Genomic DNA, 14,090 nt, shown 5'->3' with positions numbered 1-14,090 from the left:
CGTGCGGTTCTGGGTCGGCGGCTACACGGCGGAGATGGACGGCGCCGCCGACGGCATCGGCGAGATCGTCGCCGGTGGGGCCGACGAGCCGCTGGCCGGCGGGCAGTTGTCGTTCGGCGGGACGGTGGCGGCAACGACCGGCTCGCCGTCGTGGCTGACGGCGCATCCGACTGTGGACGTCGTGTACGCGGCCCTCGAGTCCGAGGGGGCGGTGCAGGCGTTCCGTCGGACGGCCGACCGCGGATTCCAGCGCCTCGGCGCTCCCGTCGTTGCGGGCGCCCTCGTCTGCCACATCGCCGTCGAGCCGGACGGGCGCTTCCTGCTCGCGTCCTGCTGGGGCGACGGTCGTCTCGTGCGGATGCGCCTGGATGCGGCGGGTCGCCCCTCCGCGCCCTCGGTCGCGCCCGCGGCAGCCGACCCGTATGCCGAGGGCAGCATGTCGGCGACGTCGTCGGAGCTGCCGGACGCCGACGGCGACCTCGCGGCCGCCGCCCGGGCGCTGCGGGACGCGGCGGGTGAGGAGTTCGCGCACCTCGTTCCGCACCACGACGAGCCTGCGCCGGTGCGCGTGCTCGCCGCCGCGCCGCAGGATGCCGAGGAGCGCGTCTCACGCGCGCACCAGTCGCTGTTCCTCCCCGGCGGTCTCGTCGCGACGACCGACATGGGCTTCGACCTGGTGCGGTTCTGGCGCCCGGCCGGTGACGGTCTGCGCCGCGCCGGCGAGGTCGTGCTGCCGCGGGGCAGCGGCCCCCGCCACATGGTCTGGCATCCGAGCGGGCACCTGTACGTCCTCACCGAGCTCTCGTGCGAGGTCTTCGTCCTCGCCCCGGATGCGTCCGGGCGGTGGCGACTCGTCGGCGGTGCGCCGCTGTCGCCGCAGATCCGACCGGAGGTCGACCGCGCGGCGGAGCTGGCCGCATCCGCCGACGACGCCTTCGTCTACGCCGGTGTGCGCGGCAGCGACACGATCGCCGCGCTGCGGGTGACGGGCGACGGCGCGTCACTCCGCTCCGTCGCCCTCGCCGAGGCGGGAGTCGTCTGGCCGCGGCACCACATCATCGCCCGCGACACCCTGGTGGTGGCGGGGCAGAGGTCGAACGAGATCGCCTCGATCACGCTCGACACGCGGTCGGGTGTTCCGGCCCGGGCCCGCGCGCGGGTGGCGGTGCCGTCACCGTCGTGCCTGCTGCCGGCGCGGTGAGCTCCGCGACGGGTCAGGCGTCGGGCTCGGTCTTGGCGTCCTGACGCGGGATCAGCACCTGCTTGATGATGAGCAGCACCGAGGCCGTCACGGGGATCGCCACGAGGGCACCGAGCAGGCCGAGCAGGGTTCCGCCCACGAGCGCGCCGATCACGACCAGCGCGCCGGGGATCGAGATCGTCCGGTTCATCACGCGGGGCGTGAGTAGGTATGCCTCGAGCTGCATGTAGACCAGGTAGGCGATCGCGAAGACGAGCGCGCCGGTCGGGTCGGCGAAGAGCGCGAACACCGATCCGATCACCCAGAACAGCACGGTTCCGATGAGCGGGATGAGCGTGATGCAGAAGGCGGCCACGGCGAAGAGCTGCGGGAACGGCAGGCCCAGGATGAGGAACATGATGAGCACGAACATCGCGTTGCAGAACGCCAGGATCACCATCCCCATCAGGTAACCGCCGATCGAGTCGGTGATCTTCTCGGTGAGGTCGGCGACGCGCGGCCGCGAGTAGGCGGGCGCCAGCTGGAAGAACGACTTCTTCATCGTGGGCAGCGTTGCGGTGAAGTAGAGGCTGAGCACCACGACGATGATCGCGCCCGAGATGCCGGTGACGATCGTCACGCCGACCTGCAGCACGCCGCCGCCGATCGCGGCGAGGTTGCTGGGCGTGGTCAGGAAGTCCTGCAGCTGGGTGAGCAGGTCGGTCAGCGCCGTGCCGAAGGTGTCGTGGAGGTAGTGGTAGACGTCGGTGCGCTGGAAGTCGGCGAAGAAGGTCGGCACGCTCTTGACGAACTCGACGATCTGCCGCACGACGGTCGGGATGATGAGCAGCAGCACGGCGGCGACCGCGAGGGCGAAACCCACGTAGACGATGACGATGCCCCAGACCCTCGGCACCCGGCGACGCTCGAGGAGCCGGACGATCGGGTCGAGCCCGAGCGCGGCGAACAGCGCGAAGACCACGTAGATGATGACCGTGGACAGGTTCGAGACCGCGAGACCCAGCACGAACGCCACGAGCGCGCCGAGGGTGACGAAGAACCCGAGCGCGAACGGATGATGCACCGCGCGCCACCGGATGCCGTTCGGCAACGACCCGCCGGGGACGGGCGTCGAGGGGCTGTCGGGCGCGGGCGCGTCGGTCATGCTCACACTCTAGGGGTGGGGGCCCGCGCTACCCTCGAACCAAAGGAGGCCGCCATGACCGAGCCCATCGACCCGAACGCCCTTCTCGGGGGCCTGCGCGCGAGCATCGACAACATCGACGCCGCCCTGATCTTCATGCTCGCCGAGCGCTTCCGCTGCACGAAGGCCGTGGGCGCGCTCAAGGCCGAGCACGGCATGCCCGCCTCCGACCCGAGCCGTGAGGAACGTCAGATCGCACGCCTGCGCAGCCTCGCCGAGCAGGCGGATCTGGATCCCGAGTTCGCCGAGAAGTGGTTCAACTTCGTGGTGGGCGAGGTCATCCGCCACCACACCGCGGCGGCGCAGGGCACCGCCTGACCCGCGGCATCCACGGAAGAGGCCCCTCCCGAGATCGGGAGGGGCCTCTTCCGTGTGCGGCTGCGAGGGGTGGTGCGCCGCAGTACCGGGGCGGCGAGGGCCGCGCTCATGCGTGCAGGGGCTACGGGGTGGCCCGCCGCAACGCGGGGAACGCGATGGCGGCGAACACCAGGGCGACGGCGGCCATGAGGCCGGTCAGGCCCACGGCGCCGATCGTCGCGAACCATCCGAACAGCTCGGTCCAGGCGTCGGTGCGGGCCACCACGAAGAGGCCGAGCACGAGCAGTGCAGCGATCCCGATGAGCACGATCGTCAGCCACATCGCGCCGAACCGCTTGAAGATGGTCGCCGCCCAGAAGCCGGCGATGAAGAACAGCATCGCGGTCACGAAGTAGAACGCGAAGGCGACGAGGGGTCCCGCGGTCCAGAGCCAGTCGAGGGCGAAGAAGTACCCGTCCATGCCCCATCCGTTGGTCGCGACCTCGAACGCTCCGCCCGCGACGAAGATCGCGGCCAGGAGGGCGGAGGTGATGACCGCGGTGAGGAGCGTGCCGAGGAAGAACTCTCGACGCGTGACGCTCATCGCCTGCGAGAACGGGAAGGTGAGCGTGAGCGACGAGACCCCGACGTAGAGGAAGTACCAGAGCGGGGCCTGGGCGCCGCCGCCGTAGAGGTTGATGGTCACCCCGCCGGTGCCACGGAGGATGCCGTAGATGGCGAGCGTGATCACGAGGGATCCCGCGAGGACGATGAGCGGGATCCAGATGAACGTCTGCCGGTTGATCAGCTGCATCCGGACGACGCTGAGGGTGCGGTTCATCGCAGTGCTCCGTTCTCGGGTGCGACCGCCTCGGCGGATGCGGGCGCGGCGTGCTGGGTGGTGCGGACGATGAGCTGCTGCAGCGACACCGGGACGATGTCGAGCTCGGACGCGGCGAGGCGTCGTCGATCCTCGTCGGTGAGGGCGCCGAGGACGGTGACCGATGCGACCCGCCCGAGCGACTCGCGGTGGATCACCTCGCGGCCTGCGACGAAGGCGTCGACGGCCGCGCTGTCGCCCACGATGGTGGCGGCGCGGTCCCGGACCGAATCGGTGTCCTCGTCCATGATGATGCGGCCCCGGTCGATCACGAGGACCTTCTCGATCAGGTTCGACACCTCGTCGATCAAGTGACTCGAGAGGATCACCGTGCGCGGGTGCTCGGTGTAGTCCTCGAGCAGCCGGTCGTAGAAGATCTGCCGGGCCACGGCGTCGAGCCCGAGGTAGGGCTCGTCGAAGAACGTGACCTCGGCGCGGGACGCCAAGCCGATGACCACGCCGACGGCCGACAGCTGGCCGCGCGAGAGCTTCTTGATGCGGGTCTTCAGCGGCACCTGGAAGTCGGCGATCAGGCGATCGGCGAGCTCCTGATCCCAGTTCGGGAAGAACAGCCGCGCCGTACGGAAGGCATGGGTGGGGAGGGCGTCGTCGGGGTACTTCTGGCTCTCGCGGACGAAGCACAGGCGCGAGAGCACCCGGGCGTTCTCGTACGGGTCCTCGCCGAACACGCGGACGGTGCCGGCGGAGGCGAAGTTCTGCGCGGTGAGGATCGACATGACGGTCGTCTTGCCCGCGCCGTTGCGCCCGAGCAGGCCGTAGATCGCGTCCTTCTCGATCGTGAAGCTGACGTCGTCGACGGCCACAGTGCTGCCGTAGCGCTTGGTGAGGCCGGTCACCTCGATCACGTGGGTCACGGTGTAGTCCCTTCTGTCGGAGCCGACGCGTCCCGTGCGGCGCGGTCGGAGATCAGACGGGCGAGGTCGTCGGGACCCAGCCCCAGCTTTCGGGCCTCGGCGAGCAGCGGCTCGACGAAGCGGTCGGCGAACGCCGTGCGGCGCTCGGACAGCAGCAGCTCACGCGCACCCGGGGAGACGAACATCCCGATCCCTCGGCGCTTGTGGATCACACCCTTTTCGACGAGCACGTTGACTCCTTTGGCGGCGGTCGCGGGATTGATGCGGTGGAAGGCGGCGAGCTCGTTGGTCGACGGCGCCTGGCCCTCTTCGGGCAGGCTGCCGTCGACGATCGCGTCCTCGACGCTCTCCGCGATCTGCAGGAAGAGCGGTCTGCCCTCTTCGATCACGGTGGCCTCGTTCCTTGGTTACTTACTTGACTGATTAACCATGCAACGGTGCGCATGAGGTTGTCAAGCGTCGCGAGGAAATGCCCGGTCGGATGCGGGAAGCGCACGAATTTGCGAGGGTCGGACGGCGGTGATATCACGTGCGCGATTAGCGACGGCGCCTCACCGCGTCAACGGCCGCCGCCGATTTGCGCCACTTGCACACGCATGAAACGTTGGGAAAGGCCCGTCGCTGGGCCCACGACCAGTCCGCGGTCGCCGCCGCATCCACCCGAGGATGCCGAGCAGGTGAGCGTACGGTCGGCGGCCTTGCCCGAGTCCTATGCCCGGTGCCTGCGCGCGTCACGCCCCGACGTGACCCGCCTGCGGTCGTCACCCGGGCGTGACCGTCGCAGCCCTGCCCCGGGCTGCCGAGGTGCAACACAGTGACCAGCGCGTATGCGATCGAAGCGAAGAACCTGTACAAGGTCTTCGGCAAGAACCCCCAGGCCGTCATCGACGGTCTGAAGGCGGGCAAGAGCCGTGACGAGCTCGCCGGTACGGCCGCCGTCATCGACGCCAGCTTCACCGTGGCTCCCGGCGAGATCTTCGTCGTGATGGGTCTGTCCGGATCGGGCAAGTCCACGCTCATCCGGATGCTGAACGGACTGCACGACGCCACGAGCGGCAGCATCACCGTGAACGGCGACCCCGTCACCGACATCTCGCCGACGGCGCTGCGCGCGCTGCGCCGCGACCGCATCTCGATGGTCTTCCAGCACTTCGCGCTCCTGCCGCACCGCACGGTGGCCGCCAACGTCGCCTACTCGCTCGAGCTCAAGGGCGTCGCCAAGGCCGAACGCCTGGCCAAGGCCGAAGAGGTGCTGTCGCTGGTGGGCCTGGCCGGATGGGGCGACAAGCTGCCTTCCGAGCTCTCGGGCGGCATGCAGCAGCGCGTGGGGATCGCGCGCGCGCTCGCCGCCGACAGCGACATCCTGCTGATGGACGAGGCGTTCAGCGCCCTCGACCCGCTGATCCGGCGCGAGATGCAGGAGCAGCTGCTGGAGCTCCAGCAGAAGCTGCAGAAGACGATCGTCTTCATCACCCACGACCTGAACGAGGCGATGTTCCTCGGCGACCGGATCGCTGTCATGCGCGACGGACGCATCGTGCAGATCGGCACCCCGGAGGACATCCTCACCGACCCGGCCAACGACTACGTCGAGCAGTTCGTGCAGGACGTCGACCGTGCCCGTGTGCTGACGGCATCCAACGTCATGGAGCGTCCGCGCCCCGTCGTCGCCGAGTCGGCCGGACCGCGTACGGCGCTGCGCCAGATGCGCGACGCCTACATGTCGGCGGTCTACGTGACCGGCCGCGACCGCACCCTGCTGGGCGTCGTGAGCGACCGCGATGCCGTGAAGCTCATCCGCAAGGGCGAGACGTCGCTGCGTTCGGTGCTGAAGCCCGTGCCGCAGAGCGTCCGCGAGGACGAAGTGCTCATGAACCTGTTCGTTCCTGCCGTCGAGTCGCTTCTGCCGCTCGCGGTGACCGACGCCGAGGGCCGGCTCGTGGGCGTCATCCCGCGCATCACGCTGCTCGCCGCGCTCGGCCCCGGCCCCAACGCGACCGAGGAGATCACTCTGCCGCCGCAGCCGGTGTCGCAGGCCGTGATCGATGAGGTCCTCGCGGAGGCAGGCGATGCCGTCGCCGGCGCCGCCAACGACAACGAGGGGGTGCGCTGATGGATGACTTCCGTATTCCGATCGGTGCGTGGGCCAAGGTCGGCGTCGACTGGATCAAGGAGAACCTCGACGGTCTGCTCGACGTGATCGCGATGGTCGCGCGCTGGCTCGTCTCGTCGCTGACCGACGTCCTCGTCGCCACCCCCATCCCCGTCGCGATCGCGATCGCCGCGCTCATCGGCCTGCTGGTGCGCTCGTGGCAGCTGGCGCTCGGCACAGTCGTGACGTTCGTGCTCGTGGTGGGCATGGGGCAGTGGGAGAGCGCCATGCAGACGCTCGCCCTGGTCATCGTCGCCACGGTCGTGGCCGTGGTCATCGCGGTGCCGTTGGGCATCTGGTCGGCCCGCAGCGATCGCGTGCGCGCCGTGCTGAAGCCCGTGCTCGACTTCATGCAGACGATGCCCGCCTTCGTCTACCTCATCCCCGCGATCGTGTTCTTCAGCATCGGTGTCGTGCCCGGCCTCGTGGCGACGGTCATCTTCGCGCTGCCTCCGGGTGTGCGCTTCACCGAGCTCGGCATCCGCGGCGTCGACCCCGAGACCGTCGAGGCCGGCCAGGCGTTCGGCGCCAAGCCGGGGCAGATCCTCCGCGGCATCCAGCTCCCGCTCGCGATGCCCACGATCATGGCCGGCATCAACCAGGTCATCATGCTGGCGCTGTCGATGGCCGTCATCGCGGGTATGGCGGGAGCCGACGGCCTCGGCAAGCAGGTCGTCGAGGCGATCTCGACCATCAACCTCCCCAAGGGCGTCGAGGCGGGGCTGAGCGTGGTCATCATCGCCGTCTACCTCGACCGCGTCACCGCCGCGCTCGGAAACCCGGGCGAGTACCGCTCGTCGCTGCTGGGCGTGCTCAGCCGGCGTCGCGCCGCCCGCCGCAACGCCGCCGCCGAGGAGGCGATGGCCGCCGCCCGCAGCATCCCCGCCGTGGCCGGGGCGCCGTTCGCCCCCGAATCGGCCTCCGTCTCTTGACCCCGCGGGATGCCGCCGGGACAGCGACCGGCGGCATCCCGGCACCAGATCCATACGGAACGCACGACGTCATACGAAAGGAAGCACCATGAAGAACCGCATCACAGCACTCATCGCCCTCGGGGCGGCAGCATCCCTCACCCTGGTCGGCTGCGCCGGCGGCGCAGGCGAGTCCGGAGGCGACAACGCCTCGGACGACAAGGGCACCATCACCCTCGGCTACCTGCCCTCGTGGACCGACGGGCTGAGCACCGCGTACCTCCTGCAGAACCAGCTGGAGAAGATCGGCTACACGGTCGAGATGCAGACGCTCACCGAGGCGGGCCCGCTCTACACCGGCCTCGCCCAGGGCGACATCGACATCTACCCCTCGGCCTGGCCCGAGCTGACGCACAAGTCCTACATGGACGAGTACGGCGACTCGATCGAGGACCTCGGCGCGTACTACGACAACGCCAAGCTCACCATCGCGGTGCCCAGCTACGTCGACATCGACTCGATCGAGGACCTGGCCGGACAGGCCGACCGCTTCGACGGCAAGATCTACGGCATCGAGCCGGGCGCGGGCCTGACCAAGCAGACCCAGGAGTCGATGCTGCCGGGCTACGAGCTGGACGGCGAGTACGAGCTCGTCACCTCGTCGACCGCGGCGATGCTCACCGAGCTCGACAACGCGATCGCCAGCCAGGAGGACATCGTCGTCACGCTCTGGCGTCCGTTCTGGGCCAACGACGCGTTCGACATCAAGGACCTCGAGGACCCGAAGGGCGCGATGGGCGACTCCGAGGCACTCCACTTCCTCGGCACGGCCGGCTTCGCCGAGAAGTACCCCGACGCCGCGGAGCTCATCGGGAACATCCGTCTGGACGACGAGCAGTACGGCGCGCTCGAGGACATGGTCGTGAACGAGTACGGCGAGGGCCGCGAGGCCGAGGCCATCGAGGCATGGCTCGAGCAGTACCCGGACGTGATCCCCTCCGCCTGAGCGGACGGTCCCGTACGACGCAGCGCGGGTTCGGCTTCGGCCGGGCCCGCGCTGTCGTTCGTGTCGGCGGGGCGCTCAGCGGCCGGCGTCGGGTCAGCGGGGCGTCGGGTCAGCGGCCGGCGTCGGCGATGAGGGCGAGCCTCTCGAGCGCCTCGTCGAACGCCTGCTCGGTCGTCTCGACGTCGCCCTCGCCCTGCAGGTCCGTGATCAGCGCCATGAACGCTCCCACCGCGAGCGACACGGTGAGGGAGGCCTCGCGGACCACCGGGATGTCGGTGACCGTGCGGCGGGACGGGTCGGCCTGCAGCGCCTCGGCCAGGAACGCCGTCAGCTCGGCGGTGAGCGAGAGGAACGGCGCCAGGATCATGGGCTGCGTGTCCGGCTGCTCCAGGATCAGCCGATTGCGTCCCGCGGCGACCTCGGCGTTGATGTGCGCGTTGCCGATCGAGGCGAGGATGAGGCGGCACACCGCTCGCACCAGCGGGATGTCGCGCGATGCCTCGAGAACGGCGGCGGCGACCGGTGTCGGGGCGAGGTGGATGGAGCGCCCGAACAGCGCGGCCTCGCGCGAGGGCATGTAGTTGAAGAACGTGCTTCGCGAGACATCCGCCCGCGTGCAGATCGCGGCGACCGTGACCGCCGCGTGCCCGTGGGCGAGGGCCAGATCGATCGCGGCGCGCTCGATCGCGTTCTCGGTGGCGCGCTTCTTCCGCTCGCGCAGCCCCGATCCGCTCCCATCCATATGCCCAGTGTAGGCGTTGGATATAGTCTAACTTTGGATGGTGTCCAGGTTGGGGATCGTCGGCCCGCATCCGCGTGACGGAACGTGAATGCGCTGGGGGGCGCCACGAGGATGCGGCACCGAGCGGGGTGAGGAGGGCGTCGGCGAACGGGACATCGCCGACGCCCTCTGTGATGCACGGGCGTGTGCGCGGGCGTGGGCGTGGCACCCACGCCGCGCGGGGCGGATGAGGGGCGGCGTCAGATGGTGCGGCGTCAGAGCGTGCGGCGTCAGAGCGTGCGGTCGTCGCGCGTGGACGGCAGTTCGAGCGCGACCTTCTTCTCGAGCGCGTCGACGGCCTCATCCGACAAGGAGATGAGTCCGTCGAGCTCTTCGCGCACGCGCTTGTAGGCCAGCTGCCGCTCCGCCGGGGTGGCCGCCTCGTCGACCGCCACCGAGAGCAGCTGCTGGGCCACATCCAGGCGCTTGCGCTCCGCCGGTGAGAAGGAGGAGTCCTTGAGGCGACGGGCGTCGCGCTCGGCCACCTCGAAGGCGACCTCGTAGTCCGTGACCGCGTCCTGGTAGGCGCGGAGCTGCTCGGCGTCGACGGGGCCGTCGGCCGAGGCGGGCCGCATCCGGTCGGCCACCTTTTTGGCGCGCAGGAACGCGGCGGTCAGCGGCTGGCGCCCGTCGCTCATCGCGGGGTAGGCGATCATCTTCGCGACGTCGAGCTCGTACTCCAGCCAGCGGGCGGTCACGGCGTCGTGCGCGGCGAGGGTCTGGGGGAGGGCCGTGGACGGCGATGCCGGCCGCGCTGCGGGGATCGCCTCGGTGACGGGAGCGGCCGGGACGAGCCCCTTCTTCACCTGCAGGATCTCGAGGCGGCGCTGGTGGCGCTCGCGCGCATTGCGCTCCCAGGTGGCGGAGATCCCCTTGATGGCAGCCGCAGCGGCGCCGCCCACGGGGAACACGAGCCACCAGTAGCTGCCGACGAACTGCCAGAAATCCACAGCCTCATGCTATCCGCGGCGCCCGGCGGATGCGGGTGGCTCATTCCGGGGGTCGACGGCGCTCGCGCGAGGGGACGGGCCACGTGCGGCGCAGCGGGATCTTCTCTGCGGGCCGCTCGGGGTCGGTGTCCGCGGGGGTGACGGGGGCCGACTCTGGTTGCGGCGCCGGTGCCGGTGCCGGTGCCGGCTCCGGGTGCGGGGTGCGGGCGGATGCGGCGGGTGCCGGTGCGGGGTCGGCGTCGGCGAGTGGTGCCGTGGGGCGTGATGCGGTGGGTGGCGCCGCGGGGCGCGAGGCGGTGGGCGGTGCCGCTCCCGGTCGGGTGGCGGGGCGGGTCCACACGGCGGCCCGCGCCGCGGTGCCGTCGGCGGTTGCGCGGAGGGCTGCATCCTCGGCCGAGGTGAAGGCCGCGTCGAGACGGTGCACGGCTTCGCGGTAGGCGACGAAGTCCTCGGGCGTGACGCGGGTGCTCCCCTCCGACGGCCGCAGGTGCTGCGCGCGCTGCAGCTCCACGAGGAACGCGGCGGTGGCCGGATGGTGGGGATCGCTCATCTGCGGGAACGCGAGCGAGGTCTCGAGGTCGGTCTCGTACTCCAGCCAGCGCGCGGCGATCGCGTCGTGCTCGTGCGTCAGCCGAGCGAGCGGGGTCTCGTCCTTCGTGCCGGCGGCGTGCAGGTGGGCACGCTCCGCACGCACCTGCAGGCGGGTGGCGCGCAGCGCGAGAGAGGCGGCGCGCTGCGCATCCTTCGCCTGCTGCAGGCGCCGGCGGGTCTCGGCGACGCTCGCCGCGCCGGCGGGTGCTCCCGCGCGCGCAGCTTTGGCGGCCTGCACCTGCGCCTGCGCTGACCGCGTGTCCGCGCGGGCGGTGAGCAGGGCGCGGACGGCGAGCTGCTCCTGATGGCGGGCCGCGTCGAGCGCCAGGCGCCGGGATCGTCGGCGTCCGGTCGTCAGGCCGGCGTAGCCGACCGCCCCCAGCCCTGCGGCAGTGGGTGCCGTCCACCACCACGCGGCGAGGAACTCGAGCAGAGGTTCCACCCCCTCATGCTACGCGTGACCCGCGAGACAGCACTTTCGCGCCGAGACTGTGGGGTAAACCCTCGGTCTCGGCGCGAAAGTGCTGCCTCGCGGGTGCGGAGGCAGGTGCGGGTGCGGGTGCAGGTGCGGGGTCAGCCGAAGAGGAGGGCGAGGACGGTCGAACCGCCGCCCACCAGCACGAGCGCGATGATCGCCACCCAGGCGACGACCTTCATGCGGTACTGGCGCTTGTCGGCGAAGCCTTCGTATTCCTGGTCGTCGCTCATCAGACGGGCTCCGCCACGGTGTGGCCGAACGCCGCCGGCAGGGTCGCGCGCGAGCGGGTGCGCAGCTCCGAGACGGGCGCGGTGAACACGCCCTGGACCTCGAGGACCGCCTCGTCGCCGTCGGCGGCCTCGTCGGTCACGCCGATGCGCAGCACGGGGTACCCGCGGCCGTCGCAGAGGCCACGGAACTTCACGTCCTCCTCGCGCGGCACCGACACGATCACGCGGCCGGTCGACTCGGAGAAGAGGGCGGATGCGGCATCCACCCCGTCGCGCTCCATGATCTCGGTGAGCCACACGCGGGCCCCGACGCCGAAGCGCATGACGCCCTCGGCGAGGGCCTGGCCCAATCCGCCCTCGGACAGATCGTGGGCGCTCGAGACGAGGCCCTGGTCGCCCGCCGCGCGCAGCAGCTGGGCGAGGCGCTTCTCGGCCGCGAGGTCGACCGCCGGCGGGCGTCCGCCCAGGTGGTCGTGCACGACATCCGCCCAGGCCGAACCGCTCAGCTCGTTGGCGGTCACGCCCAGCAGGTACAGGTTCTCGCCGGCGTCCTGCCATCCGCTCGGGATGCGGCGGGCCACGTCGTCGATGATGCCCATCACGCCGACGACCGGGGTCGGGTGGATGGGGGTGTCACCGGTCTGGTTGTAGAAGCTGACGTTGCCGCCGGTCACCGGGATGCCGAGCTCGAGGCAGCCGTCGGACAGGCCCTCGACGGCCTGCGCGAACTGCCACATGACCTCGGGGTTCTCGGGGCTGCCGAAGTTCAGGCAGTCGGTGACGGCGGTGGGCGTCGCGCCCGTGACGGCCACGTTGCGGTACGCCTCGGCCAGGGCGAGCTTGGCGCCCTGTGCCGGGTCGAGCTGGCAGAAGCGGCCGTTGCAGTCGGTGGCGATCGCGAAGCCGAGACCGCTCTTCTCGTCGACGCGGATCATGCCGGCGTCGTCGGGGAAGCTGAGCGCGGTGTTGCCGAGCACGTAGTAGTCGTACTGGTTCGTGATCCATGACGTGTCGGCCAGGTTCGGGCTGGCGAGGATCGAGAAGAACTGTTCGCGCAGGGTCTCGGGGTCGGTGGGGCGGGGGAGCGCCGCGGCCGAGTCCTCGCGGAGCGCGTCGATCCAGGTCGGGTAGGCGACCGGGCGCTCGTAGACCGGGCCGTCGACGGCCACGGTGGAGGGGTCCACATCCACGATCTGCTCGCCGTGCCAGAAGATCTGCAGGCGACCGTCGCCGGTCACCTCGCCGAGCACGCTGGTCTCGACCTCCCACTTGCCGACGACGGCGAGGAAGGCGTCGAGCTTCTCGGGAGCGACGATGGCCATCATGCGCTCCTGCGACTCCGACATGAGGATCTCTTCGGGCGTCAGCGTGGGGTCGCGCAGCAGCACCTTCTCGAGGTCGACGCGCATGCCGCTGCCGCCGTTGGCGGCCAGCTCGCTCGTGGCGCACGAGATGCCGGCGGCGCCGAGGTCCTGGATCGCCTCGACGAGCTCGCCCTGGTAGAGCTCCAGGCAGCACTCGATGAGCACCTTCTCGGCGAACGGGTCGCCGACCTGCACCGCGGGGCGCTTGGTGGGGCCGCCGTCGGCGAACGTGTCGGAGGCGAGGATCGACGCGCCGCCGATGCCGTCGCCGCCGGTGCGCGCGCCGAACAGCACGACCTTGTTGCCGGGGCCGGTGGCGTCGGCGAGCTTGAGGTCTTCGTGGCGCAGTACGCCCACCGCGAGGGCGTTGACCAGCGGGTTGCCCTGGTAGACCGCGTCGAAGACGGTCTCGCCGCCGATGTTCGGCAGACCCAGGCAGTTGCCGTAGAACGAGATGCCGCTGGTGACGCCGTGCACGACCCGCGCCGTGTCGGGGTGGTCGATGGCGCCGAAACGCAGCTGGTCCATGACGGCCACGGGGCGGGCGCCCATCGAGATGATGTCGCGCACGATGCCGCCGACGCCGGTGGCCGCGCCCTGGAAGGGCTCGATGTAGCTGGGGTGGTTGTGCGACTCGACCTTGAAGGTCACGGCCCATCCCTCGCCCACGTCCACGACGCCCGCGTTCTGGCCCATGCCGACCATGAGACGCTCGCGCATCTGGTCGGTGACCTTCTCGCCGAACTGGCGCAGGTAGATCTTGCTGGACTTGTACGAGCAGTGCTCGCTCCACATGACCGAGTACATGGCGAGCTCGCCGCTCGTGGGGCGACGGCCGAGGATCTCGCGGATGCGGTCGTACTCGTCGGGCTTGAGGCCGAGTGCCGCGTACGGCTGCTCGCGCTCGGGCGTCGACACGGCGTTCTCGACGGTGTCTGCGGCGGGACGCGAGGCGGTCGCGTTCGAAGAGGGGGTCATCACGCGGCTGAGCTCCAGGGATCACGGGTGCCGGACCCGCTCAGTCTAGTTGCGCGGCCCCATCCCCGCGCGTGTGCGCGTCGTTGCCCGCGCGTGCGCGGTTCCGCTGCCGGTGCGTGCGGTTCCGCTGCCGGCGCGTGCGGCTCCGCGTCGCTCCGCGCCCCCACCCCTGTTCATTCGTCGCGTATGCGGGGTGGCGCGCCGCAACACCCC

The 14,090-nt window shown here is 70.6% G+C and carries 14 protein-coding genes; 5 read left to right on the top strand and 9 right to left on the bottom strand.

What is annotated here, in order from left to right; genetic code table 11:
- The first annotated feature begins 1 nt into the window (after position 1).
- On the top strand, positions 2 to 1,201 hold the full coding sequence (locus tag AB0N73_RS06170) for a beta-propeller fold lactonase family protein (protein ID WP_363561458.1): 1,200 nt from the start codon (positions 2 to 4) through the stop codon (positions 1,199 to 1,201).
- A gap of 13 nt (positions 1,202 to 1,214) precedes the next feature.
- On the opposite strand, the gene AB0N73_RS06165 is transcribed toward AB0N73_RS06170, so the two are convergent.
- Positions 1,215 to 2,345, bottom strand: a complete 1,131-nt coding sequence (locus AB0N73_RS06165) for an AI-2E family transporter (RefSeq protein WP_363561456.1) — start codon at positions 2,343 to 2,345, stop codon at positions 1,215 to 1,217.
- A 54-nt stretch (positions 2,346 to 2,399) separates the two neighbouring features.
- Here AB0N73_RS06165 and AB0N73_RS06160 point away from each other — a divergent pair, with 54 nt between their 5' ends.
- Positions 2,400 to 2,702: a chorismate mutase gene (locus AB0N73_RS06160; RefSeq protein WP_363561454.1), complete on the top strand. Its 303-nt coding sequence runs from the start codon at positions 2,400 to 2,402 to the stop codon at positions 2,700 to 2,702.
- Between the two features lie 121 nt (positions 2,703 to 2,823).
- Here the strand turns inward: AB0N73_RS06160 and AB0N73_RS06155 are convergent, their stop codons facing one another.
- Genes AB0N73_RS06155 through AB0N73_RS06145 form a run of 3 tightly spaced genes read right to left on the bottom strand, consistent with a single transcriptional unit; the run spans position 2,824 to position 4,825 of the window.
- The gene (locus tag AB0N73_RS06155; protein ID WP_363561452.1) at positions 2,824 to 3,522 is read right to left on the bottom strand and encodes a hypothetical protein; all 699 of its coding nucleotides are present in this window, start codon (positions 3,520 to 3,522) and stop codon (positions 2,824 to 2,826) included.
- Complete coding sequence (locus AB0N73_RS06150; RefSeq protein ID WP_363561450.1) at positions 3,519 to 4,436, bottom strand: ABC transporter ATP-binding protein; 918 nt, start codon at positions 4,434 to 4,436, stop codon at positions 3,519 to 3,521. The genes AB0N73_RS06155 and AB0N73_RS06150 overlap by 4 nt, the downstream gene beginning before the upstream one ends.
- Positions 4,433 to 4,825 carry a GntR family transcriptional regulator gene (locus AB0N73_RS06145; RefSeq protein WP_363561448.1) on the bottom strand — a complete coding sequence of 131 codons (393 nt, stop codon included), beginning with the start codon at positions 4,823 to 4,825 and terminating at the stop codon, positions 4,433 to 4,435. Before AB0N73_RS06145 ends, AB0N73_RS06150 begins: the two co-directional genes overlap by 4 nt.
- Positions 4,826 to 5,250: 425 nt before the next feature.
- On the opposite strand from AB0N73_RS06145, the gene AB0N73_RS06140 reads away from it, so the two are divergent.
- From AB0N73_RS06140 to AB0N73_RS06130, 3 genes are all read left to right on the top strand, one after another.
- Positions 5,251 to 6,549 carry a glycine betaine/L-proline ABC transporter ATP-binding protein gene (locus AB0N73_RS06140; protein WP_363561446.1) on the top strand — a complete coding sequence of 433 codons (1,299 nt, stop codon included), beginning with the start codon at positions 5,251 to 5,253 and terminating at the stop codon, positions 6,547 to 6,549.
- Positions 6,549 to 7,520 (top strand): ABC transporter permease subunit, encoded by a 972-nt coding sequence (locus AB0N73_RS06135; protein ID WP_363561444.1) that lies wholly within the window; start codon positions 6,549 to 6,551, stop codon positions 7,518 to 7,520. The genes AB0N73_RS06140 and AB0N73_RS06135 overlap by 1 nt, the downstream gene beginning before the upstream one ends.
- 88 nt (positions 7,521 to 7,608) lie before the next feature.
- The gene (locus AB0N73_RS06130) at positions 7,609 to 8,505 is read left to right on the top strand and encodes a glycine betaine ABC transporter substrate-binding protein (RefSeq protein ID WP_363561442.1); all 897 of its coding nucleotides are present in this window, start codon (positions 7,609 to 7,611) and stop codon (positions 8,503 to 8,505) included.
- Between the two features lie 109 nt (positions 8,506 to 8,614).
- On the opposite strand, the gene AB0N73_RS06125 is transcribed toward AB0N73_RS06130, so the two are convergent.
- From AB0N73_RS06125 to purL, 5 genes are all read right to left on the bottom strand, one after another.
- Positions 8,615 to 9,247 (bottom strand): TetR family transcriptional regulator, encoded by a 633-nt coding sequence (locus AB0N73_RS06125; RefSeq protein ID WP_363561440.1) that lies wholly within the window; start codon positions 9,245 to 9,247, stop codon positions 8,615 to 8,617.
- A gap of 269 nt (positions 9,248 to 9,516) precedes the next feature.
- A complete protein-coding gene (locus AB0N73_RS06120; protein WP_363561439.1) occupies positions 9,517 to 10,236 on the bottom strand; it encodes a hypothetical protein in 720 nt (239 codons plus the stop codon).
- Between the two features lie 40 nt (positions 10,237 to 10,276).
- Entirely contained in the window at positions 10,277 to 11,269 is a 993-nt protein-coding gene (locus tag AB0N73_RS06115; RefSeq protein ID WP_363561437.1) for a hypothetical protein, read from the bottom strand.
- 131 nt (positions 11,270 to 11,400) lie between these two features.
- Positions 11,401 to 11,535 (bottom strand): hypothetical protein, encoded by a 135-nt coding sequence (locus tag AB0N73_RS06110; RefSeq protein ID WP_363561435.1) that lies wholly within the window; start codon positions 11,533 to 11,535, stop codon positions 11,401 to 11,403.
- A complete protein-coding gene (gene purL, locus AB0N73_RS06105; protein WP_363561433.1) occupies positions 11,535 to 13,877 on the bottom strand; it encodes a phosphoribosylformylglycinamidine synthase subunit PurL in 2,343 nt (780 codons plus the stop codon). The genes AB0N73_RS06110 and purL overlap by 1 nt, the downstream gene beginning before the upstream one ends.
- Positions 13,878 to 14,090 lie beyond the last annotated feature (213 nt).

Source organism: Microbacterium sp. NPDC089189 (assembly GCF_040685095.1).
Classification (GTDB): domain Bacteria; phylum Actinomycetota; class Actinomycetes; order Actinomycetales; family Microbacteriaceae; genus Microbacterium.
Note: the sequence above shows the minus strand (reverse complement) of the source record. Positions and strands in the feature narration are given on the sequence as shown.

Coding starts and splice junctions, on each gene's coding strand:
- AB0N73_RS06165 (WP_363561456.1), bottom strand. CDS start 2,345: ATGACCGACGCGCCCGCGCCCGACAGCCCCTCGACGCCCGTCCCCGGC.
- AB0N73_RS06160 (WP_363561454.1), top strand. CDS start 2,400: ATGACCGAGCCCATCGACCCGAACGCCCTTCTCGGGGGCCTGCGCGCG.
- AB0N73_RS06155 (WP_363561452.1), bottom strand. CDS start 3,522: ATGAACCGCACCCTCAGCGTCGTCCGGATGCAGCTGATCAACCGGCAG.
- AB0N73_RS06135 (WP_363561444.1), top strand. CDS start 6,549: ATGGATGACTTCCGTATTCCGATCGGTGCGTGGGCCAAGGTCGGCGTC.
- AB0N73_RS06130 (WP_363561442.1), top strand. CDS start 7,609: ATGAAGAACCGCATCACAGCACTCATCGCCCTCGGGGCGGCAGCATCC.
- AB0N73_RS06125 (WP_363561440.1), bottom strand. CDS start 9,247: ATGGATGGGAGCGGATCGGGGCTGCGCGAGCGGAAGAAGCGCGCCACC.
- AB0N73_RS06110 (WP_363561435.1), bottom strand. CDS start 11,535: ATGAGCGACGACCAGGAATACGAAGGCTTCGCCGACAAGCGCCAGTAC.
- purL (WP_363561433.1), bottom strand. CDS start 13,877: ATGACCCCCTCTTCGAACGCGACCGCCTCGCGTCCCGCCGCAGACACC.